The organism is Bordetella ansorpii (assembly GCF_900078315.1).
Classification (GTDB): Bacteria; Pseudomonadota; Gammaproteobacteria; order Burkholderiales; family Burkholderiaceae_B; genus Bordetella; species Bordetella ansorpii.
In genome coordinates this window covers 1,089,847-1,104,682 of sequence record NZ_FKBS01000014.1, presented here as the reverse complement: position 1 = coordinate 1,104,682, position 14,836 = coordinate 1,089,847, and the positions used below count along the sequence as shown (strand labels likewise).

Genomic DNA, 14,836 nt, shown 5'->3' with positions numbered 1-14,836 from the left:
GCGGCCTCCCTCGCTCACGTCCCGGGCGCCGTGGTGCCGGCTTCCAGGTCCAGCAGACGCCGGGCGAGGCGCAGCAGCCGAAAGAGCTTGACCAACGCCGTGTCGCTCAAGCGCCTTGCGCCGCTGCCATGGCCTTGGCTCTGGCCGTGCAACAGGGTCGGCAGGTCGGCGGCGAGCTGCGCGCCGTCCAGGCCCGCTTCGGCGACGGGCTGACCCGTCAGGGAAGTGAGCAGCGTCAGCACCGCGCGGCCGAGCGGCGACGGGGCTTGGCCGCGGGCGCGGCACGCAAACCCGATGCCATCGGCGCGATCCTCGATGCACTCGTCCAGGCCTGCCTCCCCGGCGATCTCGCGCGCGAACTGCGCGATGTGGATGCGCAGCCGATCGGGCGTGTCCAGGCCGGCGTCGATGTACCAGACGTCGGAGATCGGATAGAGTCCGCCGGCTTGCACCGGGATGGACTGCAGCACGCTCGCCGAGAAGTCGGGCGGCAGCGCATCGCCCAACTGGTCGGCGACCATGCGCTGGATCGATTGGAGCCGTTCTGTCGTCGGTGCTGGCGAGACGATGTGCTCGCGAAGCAGATCGCCCGGTGCGGCCGGCTGGCTTCCCGTGGCCGCTTCGCCAACCGCCGTGTCGTCGTGGCGCAAGGTGGGCTCGGACGCCGGAGGGCTGGCGGGTGGAGGACCGGCCGCCGCTGCAGGCGTGGCGATGGACGATGCTGCGCCCGGCGGAGTCGGCGTGCCGGCGGTGGGCGAAGGCAACGCCGGCTGCGCCGCAGGTGGCGTCGGGTCACTGACCAGCGCCCGGTGGCGGCTTTCCGATTCGGTCAGGTCCAGCGCCAGCACGTCGTAGCCGATGCCCAGCAGCTCGGACATCTGGCCGATCAGCTCGTCTTGCACGCGCTGCGGCGCGAACTCGTCGCCCTGCGTGTCGAACTGCGCCAGCACCTCCTGAAAGAAACTGTCGAAGTCCAGCGGCAGCGAACGGTCCTTGGCGTAGTGCTCCCAGGTGCGTTTGCAGGCCGTGCGCATGACCGACAGCCGCTCGACCTGGTGGCGCCCCAGGCCGCCATAGAGCACAGTGGGAATGGCGGGCAGCAGGTAGCGCACCGCGTCGGCCATGCGGGTGATGTGCGACCGCTGGACGGGGAAGCCATCGGCCGCCAGGCGGCGGGCCAGTTCCGACTGGCTCAGGGCGGCGCCGCTCTCCTGCTCGTAGAACTCCCGTGCTTTCTCGACGCCGAGCGCGCGCTCGATGAACGTGAGGCCGCCGCGCAGTTCGTTCTCGGCAAGATGCCCGGTCAGCGCGACGATTTCACCGCGCTCCGGCCATGGTCGGAACAGGCACGATATGCGGAAGAAGCGTTCTTCCTTGGTCTCCGACCAGAGTTCGCGCAGGATCGCCAGTCGCGTGTTGCCGCCGTTGCGGATGATGTAGTGGTCCTCGCCGGGCCTGCGCGTGATGGCCGGCGCCGCGTCCAGGCCGCGCTCGCGGATGGATGCCTTGATTTCCTCGTAAGCCGGGTTGCGCTTCATGCGCGGGTCATGGTCGTAGGGCCGCAACTGGTCCAGCGTCACGACCATGGGCGTGTCCGCGATCGGGTCGCTCAAGGCCGTAGCCGCTGGGCCGCTGCGCTCGAAGCCGGCCGCGAGCAGCTTGCCTGCCATGTCCTGCGAGGTCATGTCAGCCATGGCCGCACCCCTCGCAGTCCCCACGACCGCCGGCCGGCGCCATGCGGGCCTCTCGCTCGGCGCGGCGGATCTGCGCACGGGCGTTCAATTCGGCCCGGTGGTCACTCGCTGTCGAACTCGTGTAGATCGCCGCGCAGCCGGCCTTGGTGAACTTGAGGTGCCCGCCCGGCGTGCGCTTGACGTGCCAGCCCTCACCGACCGCGAACTCGATCAGGGCGCGCAGCCGCTTGTGGCCGCGGGCCAGCTCATGTGCGTTCGCCATGGGGCCTCCCAGGATCAAGAGGTCGCTGCGGGCGGCCGGATACTTGAGCCAGTCGGTCCTGCCATTGCGGGAACAACTCGCTGGCGAGCGCGCGCATCGTGTCGAGCGCGGCAGGGGCGACTCTGCCGGGCGGCTGGCGGTGCTCGACCCGATGCACCGGCAGGCCGCGCGTTGCGGCACGTGGATACGCTTCTATGGCCGGCACGTCGGTGGCGAGCACGCGGATGCCGGCGCTGTCCTGGAACAGGTCGCGCAAGGCCTGCTGGATCAGCCGTGCGTTGGCGGACACCGGGTGGACGCGGTTGATGAGCAAGTGCAGCGGCGGCGGTTCGATGCCCAGGTGCCGGTACGGCGCAATGTCTTCGAGCAACTGCATGGTGCCGCGCCGCAGCTCGCGTGCCGCGAGGATCTCCGGCGTGACGGGCGACAGCGCGAGATCGGAGGCGAGCACCGCCATCTCCAGCAGCACGGAACGCGCGCCCTGGGTGTCGATCAGCACCAGGTCGTAGAGGGGAGCAAGTGCTGGCAGCAGATGCCGCAACCGCAGGCGGCCATCCGGCGCATGCAGCAACAACGTGTTCAGCTCGCCCCGGTGGTCGTCGGACAGCACCAGGTCCAGGCCCGCGATGATCGTGCGGGACACGAGCTGGCCAAGGTCGCGCTCGTTGAAGGCCAACAGCTCATAGATGCCGCCCGGCGCGCGCTGGGTCAGTTCGTAGTAGGAGGACAAGGTGGGCTGCACGTCGAGATCGAGCAGCAGCACGCGCAGGCCCGCGTCCGCGGCGAGCCCGCCCAGGTTGGCGGCCGTCGTGGTCTTGCCGACGCCGCCCTTCGTTGAAATGATGGACACGACCTGCATGGCGCTCTCCGGCTGGGAATGGGAAGTCCGCGGGAGAGCGGGTCAGGTCCGGTGGTTGAGGCGCTCGGCGATCCACTGGTCGATTTCGATCGAATCCCAGCCGACAGCGCGCACGCCCAGGCGCAGCGCCTGAGGGAACTGGCGCTTCTTCATCAGGTTGTAGATGTGGGCGCGTTTGAAGCCGGACTTCGCTTCGACTTCATCGAGCCGCAGGATGCGGCGCTCGTTCGGCGGGAGTACAGGGGTCTGCGACATGGCGGTCACTCCTGAACGCTCGGTGGCGTTTGTTGGCGTGACCTCTATTCAATAGACCTGGCTGCGGAAAGACATTGCAAATGCAATCTCCGCGATTGCACATACAAGCTGGATAACCTCATGCGCTTGCGCTACGAACGTACCTCTTAGCGTTGGCGAACTTTCCGTTTAAGGTGCGCTCAGTGATGCCCATGGTGCCGCCGTAGTGGGCGACCAATGCAGAGACAAGGGCCTCCTGCGTTTTGAAGCTGGAATAGGGCACGCCTGAAGGCGACTGGCTCAGCATCAGCGTCAACATCCCTCCAATGATGTTGAGATAGGTCGTTTCCGCCCGTTCGCTGATCTCGCATTGCTTGGATGCCAACAGCACCGAGGATTGCTTGAGTAGCGTGTCGTGCTGCTCCTGCAGTTCTCGCATCTCACGTCGGGCTTGTTCAAGCGCGGCCTGAAGGGCCAGCCGCTCCACGAGGATCGCCTGTCCTGTTTCCATGGTGATGAAAGGATGCGCCATGCGTTCGCCACGGCTGAACAGAAATCCTGGCCGGTGCTCGGGATAGTGGGTGCGCATCCAGCGTTTTAGATCGACATGGCGAACAGTCAGATCCAGAGAATTGAGCAGGTTCGGATCATTGAGCGTGATCCCGTTCTTGCCGTAGGGCAGCTCTCCGTTGAGGATGCCGTCATAGATACGTTCCGAGTGCAGCGGGCACTCATTCCATCGAGGGCAGTTCAGCGACCGAGGCAGGACACGCGGTGACGCGATCGTGGCCAGGATCATCGGGAGATACCGCAGCAACCCAGCCCATCGGATGGCCGCCTCGATGGGACGATAGAACACCTTTGATGTTGAAATGTCCTTGTGCATGTCTTCGTCTCCTTTCGGGTGCGCTACATCACCGGCTCCTTTCTTGCCCAAGGGCTGTTGTGTCGTTATGGCCTGCGACGGACGCTTGAGGCGATGCCCTAAGCGAAGGCGGAGGAGGCCATTGGCGTCCGCCGCAGGTGGCCTTGTCTTGCTTGATATGCAAGAATCGATCAGTTGCCGGCCCATCGAGCGATGAGGACGCAAGCTCGATATTGGCGCTCACGGTACCAGCGTCATAGGTGGCGCAAAGCCCATCAAGACCGATTTGGTATGGTCTGATATCCAGACGGTTCAAGACCAGCGAGTTGAAGCGTTCGACGCCCCTACGTCCAGTTGGGGACTGGAAATCAGCGGTTAGTGATGCATCGCTCCACATGCTGATATATCGACAAAGTATCTGCCGCAGTACCAGTGACCCTGCCAGGTTGCCCCAGCACATAGGAGACGGAGATGGCTGAACATTCCCATGAACATCAACATCACACATCCGGTCAGATGGGTAAGCACGGCCGACCATACGCCAAGTTCTGGGTGAACATGGTGTTGGGCCTCGTCGTCATGTACTTCGTAATGTTCAGCATGATCGACGGCGCCAGGGACTTCAGAAACAATCTCAACATGCTCTACATGGCGGTCACTATGTGGGCGCCAATGGGCATCTTCATGCTAGCGACAATGCCCGGCATGTTTCCAAACCGGCGGCTCAATCTCGTGCTGTACGGCTTGTTTGCCGTTCTCACACTCGGTTCTTTTGCCGCTACCCGTGCTCAAACCGGAATCGGCGATCGACAGTTCATCGCGTCTATGGTCCCGCACCATTCGGGAGCGATCCTCATGTGCCGCGAGGCGCAGCTCTCAGATCCGGAACTCGTCAACCTATGCCAAGCGATTTCCGATGGCCAGCGCGCGGAGATCGAGCAGATGAACCGGATTGCTGCACGCCTTCGTTGAGGCTGGCTGCCACTACACTGGCGCCGCGTTGCGCTCCGGCGAAGTTAGCCGCAGCGATGTAAAGATGAGTACTTGCGGTGTTCCGATGCCGGCGGTTGTGTCCTACAGCCGTCCAGGTGCCAGGTAGTCCACGCGACACCACCCCGCGCTGCCTGCGGAGCGAGCGCAAGTCATGATCGTCGCAAGTTGGAGTTCGATAGCGAACCCGCTCAGCAGCTGGACGCATCAGGCGTAACGACGGGTGGATGGATCATCCTTGGACGCTGGTGGAAGTGGTTGGATGAACTTTGTTGCCGAGGGCGAAAAACAAGGCTATAATTGAGTTCTTCGCTGATCACCACAGTGGAGAAAGTGATTGGGAAACAGAGACTTAGCGCTCTAGTGCATGACTCGTCTCCCGCTCCAGATTTTTCCATGAAGCGCCATCGACTCATGGGCCATAAAGGAGCTTAGGCTCCTTTTTTGTTTCTGAAGCATGGGTTGCTCACCAGAAGCATCCCTCGCGGCTCAACCTCATCGAGTCCAAGCGCTTGCGCATGAGCTAGCGCACGGCATTCTCGCCAATCGCGTGCCGTAGGGCACCCAAGACTCGGACAACCAAGTCTCAGCCATTCTCATCGATTGGCCAGCCAATTTGCCTGGCCCAGTTCGATCGACGTCAATGCTCCTGGGTGAGTAACATCTGCCCCATCTTCGCCGCTTTGAGCAGCAAGATCGATTGGGGAGGCTGGCTCAGATAAAAGTTGATCAGGTTAAGGCCGCGCGCCGCGATGTCTTCCTCAACAACGAGGCCCATCACATCAGCAGCCCAGAGCAAATATGTCATGTTGACGAGATCCCGATGCCGAACGGCTCGTTGCAGAAGGCCACGCAGCGCATTGGACCAGAACGGCGGTGTTTCTCCAGGGCCAAGCTTCAATGCCACAATACACACCACTTCCGTCTTGACACCATACGTAAGCTCAAGATTGGCTTCCGCAGGCTGTGCACTCAGCAGCCGGCGCATCGACTTCTCGAGCCCCTTCTGGTCATAGGCTCTCGTCTCAGATGGAGCGTGGGCAGCAAACCAGGACTTCAAAGCCTGAGCAAGCGCTACCGTAAGGGCGACACTGGATTTTTCTGGTTCATGCTCGATGCCAGCCAAGGCATCAATTGGAAGCCTCAATTTCTCCAATGATGCTCGATGGATACCTTGCCCAGACCGTGTCCAACGGCTCAGGGCCATCAGGTTCAATTGAATCGATTCTGGATCGGCCAGCTCTTGACAAAAAATCGTCGTAGAAAATGACTGAAGCTGCAGCAGCTTGTCAAAGTTTCCCGGCCGAAGAGCAGGAGCAACAAAATTCCTAGGCGCCGAAGCGCTTTTCACTATGCATGGCGCTACCCCGATTACCTGCCCGAGAAGCACGTCTCGAACAAGAAGAGTCGTGTGATAGTTTTCAAAGAACAATAGTTGCTCACGTTCAAAGCCTTCGGACAAAAGTTGGCAACCGAGCTGCAAGGGCCCCTGCCAGTATCGATTGTCAATCTGTTGACGAAACAACTCCTGAGAATACCAGCCGCTATCGCCTGACTGACCCTGGCCAATGAATCGCAAACATAGAAGATGCTCGGCCAGAATATCAAGATTTCCAGACACCCACGCTTCGGTCACCAGTGATCTGAGCCGTTGCTCTACTGCCCTTGCTCCAGCTCCCAGCGCCTCAGGATTCTTTCCGAAATCCGTCAGATAAAAAATAGTGTGAGTTAAGGCATATTCGTCAGCGAGCGTACGGGGAAGCAGATGTCCCTTGAAGCTTGGATTGAGCGGAAAATTCGGCCTGGAAGACTCGGTCTCCCAAAACTTCCACGTCGCATGGGCCGCATCAAGCGCCCGGAATGGAAGTTGCTCATGATAGGTGTGAGAGAGTTCGAATAGGATTGCCTGCAATAGCGAATGATCTCGCTCAATCAACCCCAGATCCAACATCATCCCCGAGCACACCCGAGCAAGAGTATCTGTCTCGAGGTGATGCCAAAAAAACTGAAGCAACGGCCCAACCTCCGCTGCCAGTTTCTCACGCAGTGCTTGCAGCATCTCGGACGAGGGCTTGGAGATAACATAGGACTCCCAGAAAAGCAGCTCGACAATAGCCTTCACTTTTCGAAGAGTTCGCCGCTCATCCCCATCAACAATAGCCCCCATGCCATGGATGCCGCTGACCAGCCAGGCCTCAGTGTCCTGCAGATCAAAAAAAATGGGGCCATTGGCCCCAATCTCAGTCGACACAGCGCTATTTCACGACTGCGACATAACGATCCCAGGCCATGGCATATCCAAGAGTACCTACCTCGGGGCTCCCGGCCATTGCCACGACCTCTGCAACGGTCGTATCGCTTTTTATCAAACCCGATTTGATGGCGGACTGAAGGATCGCATTGACATCAACAGCATCAGAGCCGGCAGCGCTTTTGGAACGCTTTGCCGGGGTTACCTTTTTTGCAACCATTGCTTTTTTTGTAGCCATTGCACGCTCCTGATCATGAACGGGGAAATTGCGACCCCATCGTACTATCAGGAAAAAACGATGTAAACAAATAAGTCTTCGCGTAAACATCAGCAATAAACTGCACCAACAACCATCGCTTATCTATGTCTAGATAGCCGGCATAGATCGCTTCCGGTGAACTGCCTAAAAGCGCTAATACGATGCGGCGCCTGCGTCGACAGTCACACGCTCCGAGCAAAAATCCATCGTCTCGGACTGCATTTTTAGTCAACCCAACCCCAGCTCCGTGCGCCGCTCGATGATGCGCGACACCAGGCCATAAGCCACCGCATCCTCTGCCGGCATCCAGTGGTCGCGCTCGATGTCCGCCAAGACGCGCTCCAGGGGTTGCCCGCATTCACGCGCGATGACGCGGGCGATGCGTTCGCGCGCCTTGACGATTTCGCGGGCCTGGATGGCGATGTCGCTGGCCGGGCCGCCCGCGCCGCCGCTGGGCTGATGGATCAGGAAGCGGGTTTGCGGCAGGCAGACGCGGCGCTCGCGAGGCGCTCCCAGATACAAGTGCGTAGCGGCGCTGCCGACCCAGCCGGTGCCGATCATGTTGACCGGGGCGCTGATGAAGCGCAGCACGTCGTGGATGGCGTCGCCGGATTCCAGGTGGCCGCCGGGAGATGAAACGATCATGTTGATGGGCGCGTCGGATTCCGCGTCCAGCATCAGCAGGCGCCTCACGGTTTCCGACGCGCTGGTATCGGTGATGCTGCCGAAGACCAGCACGGTGCGGTTGCGGAAGGTCTTTTCTTCCAGGAAGGCGCTGTTCGAGGCGGGAGCCGGCGCGGCGGACGGGTCGGGATCGGTGGCGTGCATGGCGGAAACTCCTTTCATGTTAAGTTCCGACCGGTATACGAACGAGCGATCGAAAACGTGACATCCGCCCCGCCCCCGCACCCCCTGGCCCACGACGAATCCCTGCGCAGGCGCCTGACCGGGATGGCGCGGCGCTGGCTGATGCACGGCGGCCAGGCCGAAGACTTGGTACAGGACGCCTACTTGCGCACGGCGGACGATGCGTTGCCGCCCACCGAAGCCGGCCGGCAGGCGTGGCTGGCGACGGTGCTGCACCATCTATGCATCGATTTCCTGCGTCGCCAGGGGCGTTATCGGGAGATCCTCGGCCAAATGGCCGGCACGGCGCGCCAGGTCGAAGGCGATTGGCCGCAACGGCTGGCCGACCAGGCGCAGCGCGTGGAAGCCGCCCTGGCGCACCTGGCGCGCACCCTGGCGCCCGGCGATGCGGCGGCCGTGGTGCTCTACGAGGTTTTCGAATTCACCCATGCGGAACTCGGCGCGCTGACCGGGCGCAGCGAAGCGGCCTCGCGCCAGCACCTGCATCGCCTGCTGAAGCGCCTGCGTGCGGCGCCGGCGCGGGATCCCGGACAGGCCGAAGACGATCTGGACGAAGACGCGGCCTATCTGTTCGCGCTTTGCCGCCAGGCGTTGGCCCAACGCGATGCGGGCGGCCTGGTCGCCGTACTGCGCGCCTGCAGCCCGCAAGCCATGACAGTGGCGGCGAACGCCGTATCGGGCATGCAGGAAGGCGATAGGCCGAGCGACGGTTCGCCGCGCCAGCGCGCCCCTAACCTGATGGCGCTGACGGCGATCACGGGCGCGGGCGGCATCGCGGCCGTCCCGCCCCGGGTCGGCGTGCCCGGCGCGCGCGAGACCCACCCGCCGATGCGCTGCGCCGCCCCCGCTACCGAAGATGCGGCGCTGGCCGTTTGCTGAAACTTGCCGCGCCAGGCCTATTCCGACTGGATGCCCGCCTGCTGGATCACCTTGCCCCACTTGTCCAGGTCGGAACGGATCACCTTGGCGTAGTCCTGCGGCGTGCCGCCCTGGACTTCGATGCCGGCGGCTTCCAGCTTCTGCCGCACGTCGGGCATCTTCAACGCCTTGTTGATCTCGGCGTTGAGCTTGTCCACGATCTCCTTCGGTGTGCCGGCCGGCGCCAGGAAGCCGCCGTTGGTATTGGCGTTGTAGTCCTTGAACCCCTGCTCCTGCGCCGTGGGGATTTCAGGCAAGGACTTGCTGCGCTGGCTGGACGACACCGCCACGGCATTCACGCGGCCCGACTTCACCTGCTCCTGGATGGCGCTGACCGTATCGATGTAGAGCATCGTGCGGCCCGCCACCAGATCGGGATGCGCGGCCGACGAGCCCTTGTACGGAATCAGCAGCATGGGCGCGCCGCTGGCCAGCTTGAACATCTCGGCCGCCATCTCCTGCGCGCTGCCCCGGCCCGACGTGGCCACCTTGGCCTCGTCCGGATGCGCCTTCATCCACGTCACCAGTTCGGGCAGCGTCTTGGCCGGAATCTTCGGATACACGGCGAACACCAGCGGAATCTCGTGCGAATAGACGATGGGCTCGAAGCTCTTCTCGGGATCCCAGCCCAGGTTCTTGAACAGGAACTTGTTGATGTTGTGGCTGCCGCCCACGATGCCGATGGTGTAGCCGTCGGGCTTGGAGTTGGCCAGCATCTCCGTGCCCAGATTGTTGGACGCGCCGGGCCGGTTATCGACCACCACGGGCTGGCCCAATGCCGTGGACAGCTTCTCGCCGACCACGCGCGCGATGATGTCGATGCCGCCACCCGGCGGCGCGGGCACGATGATCTTGATGGCGTGGTCCGGATACTTCGCCGCCGCCACGCCGGGCACGGCCGCCACGACGGCCGCGGCCATCAGCATCTTGATGAGGGGGTTGAACTTCATGTCTGTTGTCTCCTTCGGTTGATACCCAACTCTTATGGAAACCCCCGCGGGCCTGTGCGGCCCCGGAGGGCTGAAGCTGCCCGCCCCGGCGCGTTCACCGCCGGGGCGGGCCGAATGGGTTCACATCAGCCACGCCCCACGAAAGGCATGTTGGCCGCCATCACGGTCATGGTCAGCACGTTGGCGTCCAACGGCAGCGAAGCCATGTGGCGCACCGCGTTGGCCACGTGCACCGCGTCCATCATGGGTTCGGGCGCGGTGGTGCCGTTGGCCTGCAGCACGCCGCGCTTCATGCGCTCGGACAGTTCGGTCAGGGCATTGCCGATGTCGATCTGGCCGGCCACGATGTTGAAGGCGCGGCCATCCAGCGCCAGGGCCTTGGTCAGCCCGGTGACGGCGTGCTTGCTGGCGGTATAGGGCGCGGTGAAGGGCCGCGGCGTATGCGCCGAGATCGAGCCGTTGTTGATGATGCGGCCGCCCTGCGGCGACTGGCGGCGCATCAGCCCGAAGGCCGCCCGCGCGCACAGGTACACGCCCGTGACGTTGGTGTTGATCGTGGCGAACCACTTGTCCAGCGGCAGTTCGTCCATGGGCACCGCGGGCGCGTTGACGCCCGCGTTGTTGAACAGCATGTCCAGGCGGCCGTACTCGCGCTCGATGGTGCCGAACAGCGCCTGCACGCTGTCCGGATCGGTGACGTCGGTGGGCACGGCCAGCGCCTTCTGGCCGCGCGTGGCGGCTTCAGCGGCCAGCGTCTGCAAGGGGTCCGCACGGCGGCCGGCCAGCACGACGGTCCAGCCGTCGTCCAGCAGGCCGAGCGCCGTCAGGCGGCCCACGCCGCTGCCGGCGCCGGTGACCAGGGCGATTTTCGGGGTAGAAGTTACGTTCACGGCAAAGCTCCTGCGTAGTTGGGGTTCGGCAAATCAGGCGTGGCGCGGCGGCGCGTCGCGTCCGGGGAAAAGTCGGCCAGCACGGCGTTGACGGCGCCCGACACGGTCATCGCCAACTGCCCGACGCCTTCGATGCCGGCGCGGATCTCGTCGCCCGGCTGCAGCGTGTCGACGCCCGCGGGCGTGCCGGTGAAGACCAGGTCGCCCGGCATCAGGGTCACCGAGCGGGACAACATGGCGATCAGCTCGGGCACGGGCCAGGACAGGTTCGACAGGTCGCTGCGCTGGCGCTCGCGGCCATTGACCGACAGCCAGATGGCGCCCCGCCCGGGATGGCCGCACAGCGATACGGGCGCCAGCGGTGTGCAAGGCGCCGAGTGATCGAAGGCCTTGGCCGGCTCCCAGGGGCCGCCCGCCTGCTTGGCCTGTTGCTGCAGATCGCGCCGCGTCATGTCCAGCCCCGCCGCGTAGCCCCAGACATGGCGCGCCTCGACGTGCGCCGGATCGATGTCGCGCCCGCCCAGGCCGATCGCCACGACCAGCTCGATCTCATGGCAGAACGCCTGGGTGCCGGGCGGATAGGGCAGCACGCCCTGCGCCGGAAACACCGCGTTGGCCGGCTTCATGAACCAGGCCGGCATCTGCGCCGGGGCGGGTTCGTCCAGGCGCCACGGGTAGTTGCGGCCGATGCAGAAGACGCGGCCCACCGGAAAGCGCGCGGCGCTGCCCACGATGGGCAGGGCGGTGATGGCCTGCGCGGGAAAAACGAAGTCCGTCATGGAGGTCTCCTTCCACTAGCGGTACGACGGAAGCGTTGCCTGCGACACGGAATCGCAGGCGGCGGATCAGGTGGTGAGGCTCATGGCGGGCCGTTGCCCGGCCAGCGCCTGCGCGACGCTGTCCAGCACCATGCGCGCCATGGCCTCGCGCGTTTCCCAGGTAGCGCTGGCGCGGTGCGCCTGCAGCGTGGCGCGCTCGGACTGCCGCAATGCCAGCGGCACGCGCGGTTCGTCGACGAAGACGTCCAGCCCCACGCCCGCGATCCGTCCGGCTTCGACGGCGGCGGCCAGGTCGGCCTCGTTGACCAGGCGGCCACGCGCCACGTTGACCAGGAAGCCTCGCGGCCCCAACGCGTCCAGCACCCGGGCATCGACGATGCCCTGGGCCTTGTCGGCCGCCGCGCACAGCACCAGCGCATCGGACTGGTTGGCCAGATCCGCCAGGTCGGCCACGAAGGCGTGCGGCACGTCGTCCATCGCTCGCAGGTCGGTGTAGAGAATGGAGCAGCCAAAGGCCGCCGCGCGCACCGCCACGGCTCGCCCCACGCGGCCCATGCCCACGATGCCCACCCGCATGCCGCTGAAGCGGCGCGCCAACGGAATGGCGTTGGGCTGGGGGTGCCGTTCCCACTGTCCCTCGCGCACGAAGCGGTCCACCGCGCACAGATTGCGGCAGGCCGCGATCAGCAGGCCGATGGCGAGATCGGCCACGTCTTCCGTCAACGCGCCCACCGTCGACGTCACCGGCAAACCGCGGTCACGGCAATACGCCAGGTCGACCGCATCGGTGCCCACGCCGTTGACGGCCACGACCTTCAGGCCGGGCAACTGCTCGAGCATGGCCCGCGAGATGCCGGTGTGGCCGCCAGTGATGACCGCGCCGATCGACGCGCCGTGCCGGCGCAGCCAGTCATCGGGATCGGCGATCTCGAACAGCCGGTGCATGTCGTAGTGCGCGGCCAGTTCGTCGTTGATCGCCGGAATGAGGATGGGGTTGAGCTGCAGGACCTGAGGCTTCATGGGAATACGCCTTTTGCTGCGCGGCACGGGCAATGCCCGTCTTGTCTCCGCTTTTGTTTTTGAATGAATGCGACGATGGTATTTAATTCTTGATTCTTATGGCAATATTGACCTTTAAAATCAACATATAAACTTTCTATCTCCTCTGGAATCAACATGGCTTCCTGGATATCGATGGCCGAGGCCTGCAGCCTGCTGGCCGTGCGCCCACAGACCCTCTACGCCTACGTCAGCCGCGGCAAGCTCGAGGTGATGACGGATCCCTCGGACACGCGCCGCAGCCTGTACCGCGCGGAAGACGTAGCCAACCTGGCCCGCCGCAAGCAGGCCGGGCGCAAGCACGAAACGCTGGCGGCCAATACCCTGTTCGGATCCGAACCCAGCATTCCCACGGCGCTGTCCACCTTCATGCGGCAGCGCCTGTATTACCGGGGCCAGGACGCGATCGCGCTGGCCCGCACGGCCACGGTCGAAGAGGTGGCGCAGTTGCTGTGGGCCAGCGAGCAGCCGGTGGACTTCTCCTGTGCCGGCCACGCGGGCAAGGGCCGCTCGGCGCCCGGCGAAAGCACCGGGCGCGTGGCCGCGTTCATGTTGCTGGGTTCGCTGGCGGCCACGGGGCATTCCACGCGCGGCCGCATGACGCGCGTGCTGCACAACGAATGCCAGAGCCTGGTGGGGCAATTGGCCGAGGCCTTCGGCGCCAAGCCCGGCACGGCGCCATTGCACCAGCGCTTCGCGCAAGGCTGGAAGCAGTCCGCGCGCGTGGCGGAGCACCTGCGCACCGCCATGGTCGTACTGATGGATCACGAGCTGACCAGCTCGGCCTTCGCCGCGCGCATCGCCGCCTCGAACGCGGCCTCGCTGCCGGCCTGCCTGCTGACCGGGTTGACCACGCTGGCCGCGCCGCTGCATGGCGATGCCTCGGGCCGGGTGCAGGCGCTGTTCAGCGAAGTCGAGCGCGTGGGCGAAGACCAGGTCATCGCCCACTACCTGTCGTCAGGCCTGCCGCTGGCGGGCTTCGGGCATCACCTGTATCCCGACGGCGATCCGCGCGCGGCGGCGTTGCTGGAACTGTTCGAGCCGCCACAGGTCATCGCGCGCTTCATCCGCAAGGTGACGGAACTGACGGGCCAGCAGCCCAACATCGATGCCGCGCTGGCGGCCATGGTGGCGCATCACCGGCTGCCCGCCGACGCGGCCTTCTGCCTGTTCGCCACGGCGCGCAGCGTGGGGTTGCTGGCGCACAGCCTGGAGCAACTGAGCGAAAGCCAGGTGATCCGGCCGCGCGGGCGTTATGTGGGGGTGATGCCGGACGCAACGGCGGACACCTGAGGCGCATGGCGTCGACGCTGGCCGGACGACACGATGGCTATCGCGCCATCGCCGGAGCCAGCAAACCGCCGGATCAGCCGCCCTCCCGCCACGAAGACAGCCTGCGGCGGTCGCGCTTGGTGGGCCGGCCATCCGGGATGGTCTGCGCCGGCTCGGGCGCCAGGCGGCGCTGCTCGGCCGCGCGCTGGCGGGCGGCCTGGCTTTCCGGGGTTTCCTCGTACAGCAGCACCGCCACCGAGGCGGGGCCGCGCACGCCGCTGATGGCGCGCACGCGCACTTCCATGTCGTGCTCCTGGCGGCGCACCACCAGCACGTCGCCCGGACGCACTTCGCGCGCGGGCTTGGCGCCCTGGCCGTTGACCAGCACGCGTCCTTTATCCACTTCGTCGGCGGCCAGGCTGCGGGTCTTGTAGAAACGCGCGGCCCACAGCCATTTATCCAGGCGGATCTTGTCTTGGGAAGACGCGCCGTCTTGCGCGTCACGGGAATGGGCTTTGGACATGCCGGACATGATACGGCGATCGGCGAACGGCTGGCGAAGACGCCGCCGTGGCGGCTTCCGCGAATCGACTCGATATTTTTCACGCGCTCGCTTGACAAGCTCGTTACACACGTTATATGATCTTTTTCTTCGCAAAACGCACGCAATAGCACACGTACAGCGAA

16 protein-coding genes are annotated in these 14,836 nt (G+C 64.5%); 3 read left to right on the top strand and 13 right to left on the bottom strand.

The annotated features are described in order from the left end of the window. Positions 1–14: 14 nt before the first annotated feature. From A7W11_RS12650 to A7W11_RS12630, 5 genes are all read right to left on the bottom strand, one after another. The gene (locus tag A7W11_RS12650) at positions 15–1,694 is read right to left on the bottom strand and encodes a ParB family protein (RefSeq protein WP_004350508.1); all 1,680 of its coding nucleotides are present in this window, start codon (positions 1,692–1,694) and stop codon (positions 15–17) included. Further along, entirely contained in the window at positions 1,687–1,956 is a 270-nt protein-coding gene (locus A7W11_RS12645) for a hypothetical protein (RefSeq protein ID WP_003050422.1), read from the bottom strand. The genes A7W11_RS12650 and A7W11_RS12645 overlap by 8 nt, the downstream gene beginning before the upstream one ends. Further along, on the bottom strand, positions 1,940–2,815 hold the full coding sequence (locus A7W11_RS12640) for a ParA family protein (protein WP_003098988.1): 876 nt from the start codon (positions 2,813–2,815) through the stop codon (positions 1,940–1,942). The genes A7W11_RS12645 and A7W11_RS12640 overlap by 17 nt, the downstream gene beginning before the upstream one ends. A 42-nt stretch (positions 2,816–2,857) precedes the next feature. After that, a complete protein-coding gene (locus tag A7W11_RS12635; protein ID WP_003090093.1) occupies positions 2,858–3,070 on the bottom strand; it encodes an AlpA family transcriptional regulator in 213 nt (70 codons plus the stop codon). Between the two features lie 118 nt (positions 3,071–3,188). Then, positions 3,189–3,935, bottom strand: coding sequence for a hypothetical protein (locus A7W11_RS12630; RefSeq protein ID WP_066412668.1), 747 nt, complete (start codon positions 3,933–3,935; stop codon positions 3,189–3,191). Positions 3,936–4,385: 450 nt separating this feature from the next. Between A7W11_RS12630 and A7W11_RS12625 the strand changes: the two genes are divergently transcribed. Further along, positions 4,386–4,886, top strand: a complete 501-nt coding sequence (locus A7W11_RS12625) for a DUF305 domain-containing protein (protein WP_003098996.1) — start codon at positions 4,386–4,388, stop codon at positions 4,884–4,886. Positions 4,887–5,544: 658 nt separating this feature from the next. Here the strand turns inward: A7W11_RS12625 and A7W11_RS27970 are convergent. From A7W11_RS27970 to A7W11_RS12615, 3 genes are all read right to left on the bottom strand, one after another. Then, on the bottom strand, positions 5,545–7,155 hold the full coding sequence (locus A7W11_RS27970; RefSeq protein WP_156523061.1) for a DUF6895 family protein: 1,611 nt from the start codon (positions 7,153–7,155) through the stop codon (positions 5,545–5,547). Between the two features lie 4 nt (positions 7,156–7,159). Further along, positions 7,160–7,393 (bottom strand): hypothetical protein, encoded by a 234-nt coding sequence (locus A7W11_RS27965; RefSeq protein WP_156523060.1) that lies wholly within the window; start codon positions 7,391–7,393, stop codon positions 7,160–7,162. 249 nt (positions 7,394–7,642) lie between these two features. Then, a complete protein-coding gene (locus A7W11_RS12615) occupies positions 7,643–8,242 on the bottom strand; it encodes an ATP-dependent Clp protease proteolytic subunit (protein ID WP_066412661.1) in 600 nt (199 codons plus the stop codon). Positions 8,243–8,299: 57 nt separating this feature from the next. Here A7W11_RS12615 and A7W11_RS12610 point away from each other — a divergent pair, with 57 nt between their 5' ends. Further along, positions 8,300–9,160 carry an RNA polymerase sigma factor gene (locus A7W11_RS12610; protein ID WP_235816863.1) on the top strand — a complete coding sequence of 287 codons (861 nt, stop codon included), beginning with the start codon at positions 8,300–8,302 and terminating at the stop codon, positions 9,158–9,160. A 17-nt stretch (positions 9,161–9,177) separates the two neighbouring features. Here A7W11_RS12610 and A7W11_RS12605 read toward each other — a convergent pair whose 3' ends face one another. From A7W11_RS12605 to A7W11_RS12590, 4 genes are all read right to left on the bottom strand, one after another. Further along, positions 9,178–10,149, bottom strand: coding sequence for a Bug family tripartite tricarboxylate transporter substrate binding protein (locus tag A7W11_RS12605; protein ID WP_066412658.1), 972 nt, complete (start codon positions 10,147–10,149; stop codon positions 9,178–9,180). A gap of 125 nt (positions 10,150–10,274) precedes the next feature. After that, positions 10,275–11,039: an SDR family oxidoreductase gene (locus A7W11_RS12600; RefSeq protein ID WP_066412657.1), complete on the bottom strand. Its 765-nt coding sequence runs from the start codon at positions 11,037–11,039 to the stop codon at positions 10,275–10,277. Beyond that, entirely contained in the window at positions 11,036–11,818 is a 783-nt protein-coding gene (locus A7W11_RS12595) for a fumarylacetoacetate hydrolase family protein (protein WP_082887214.1), read from the bottom strand. Before A7W11_RS12595 ends, A7W11_RS12600 begins: the two co-directional genes overlap by 4 nt. 66 nt (positions 11,819–11,884) lie before the next feature. Further along, positions 11,885–12,838, bottom strand: coding sequence for a 2-hydroxyacid dehydrogenase (locus A7W11_RS12590; protein WP_066412655.1), 954 nt, complete (start codon positions 12,836–12,838; stop codon positions 11,885–11,887). Positions 12,839–12,994: 156 nt separating this feature from the next. On the opposite strand from A7W11_RS12590, the gene A7W11_RS12585 reads away from it, so the two are divergent. Beyond that, positions 12,995–14,170: a citrate/2-methylcitrate synthase gene (locus tag A7W11_RS12585; RefSeq protein ID WP_066412652.1), complete on the top strand. Its 1,176-nt coding sequence runs from the start codon at positions 12,995–12,997 to the stop codon at positions 14,168–14,170. Between the two features lie 73 nt (positions 14,171–14,243). Here the strand turns inward: A7W11_RS12585 and A7W11_RS12580 are convergent, their stop codons facing one another. Then, positions 14,244–14,672, bottom strand: a complete 429-nt coding sequence (locus tag A7W11_RS12580; RefSeq protein ID WP_066414022.1) for an RNA-binding S4 domain-containing protein — start codon at positions 14,670–14,672, stop codon at positions 14,244–14,246. Positions 14,673–14,836 lie beyond the last annotated feature (164 nt).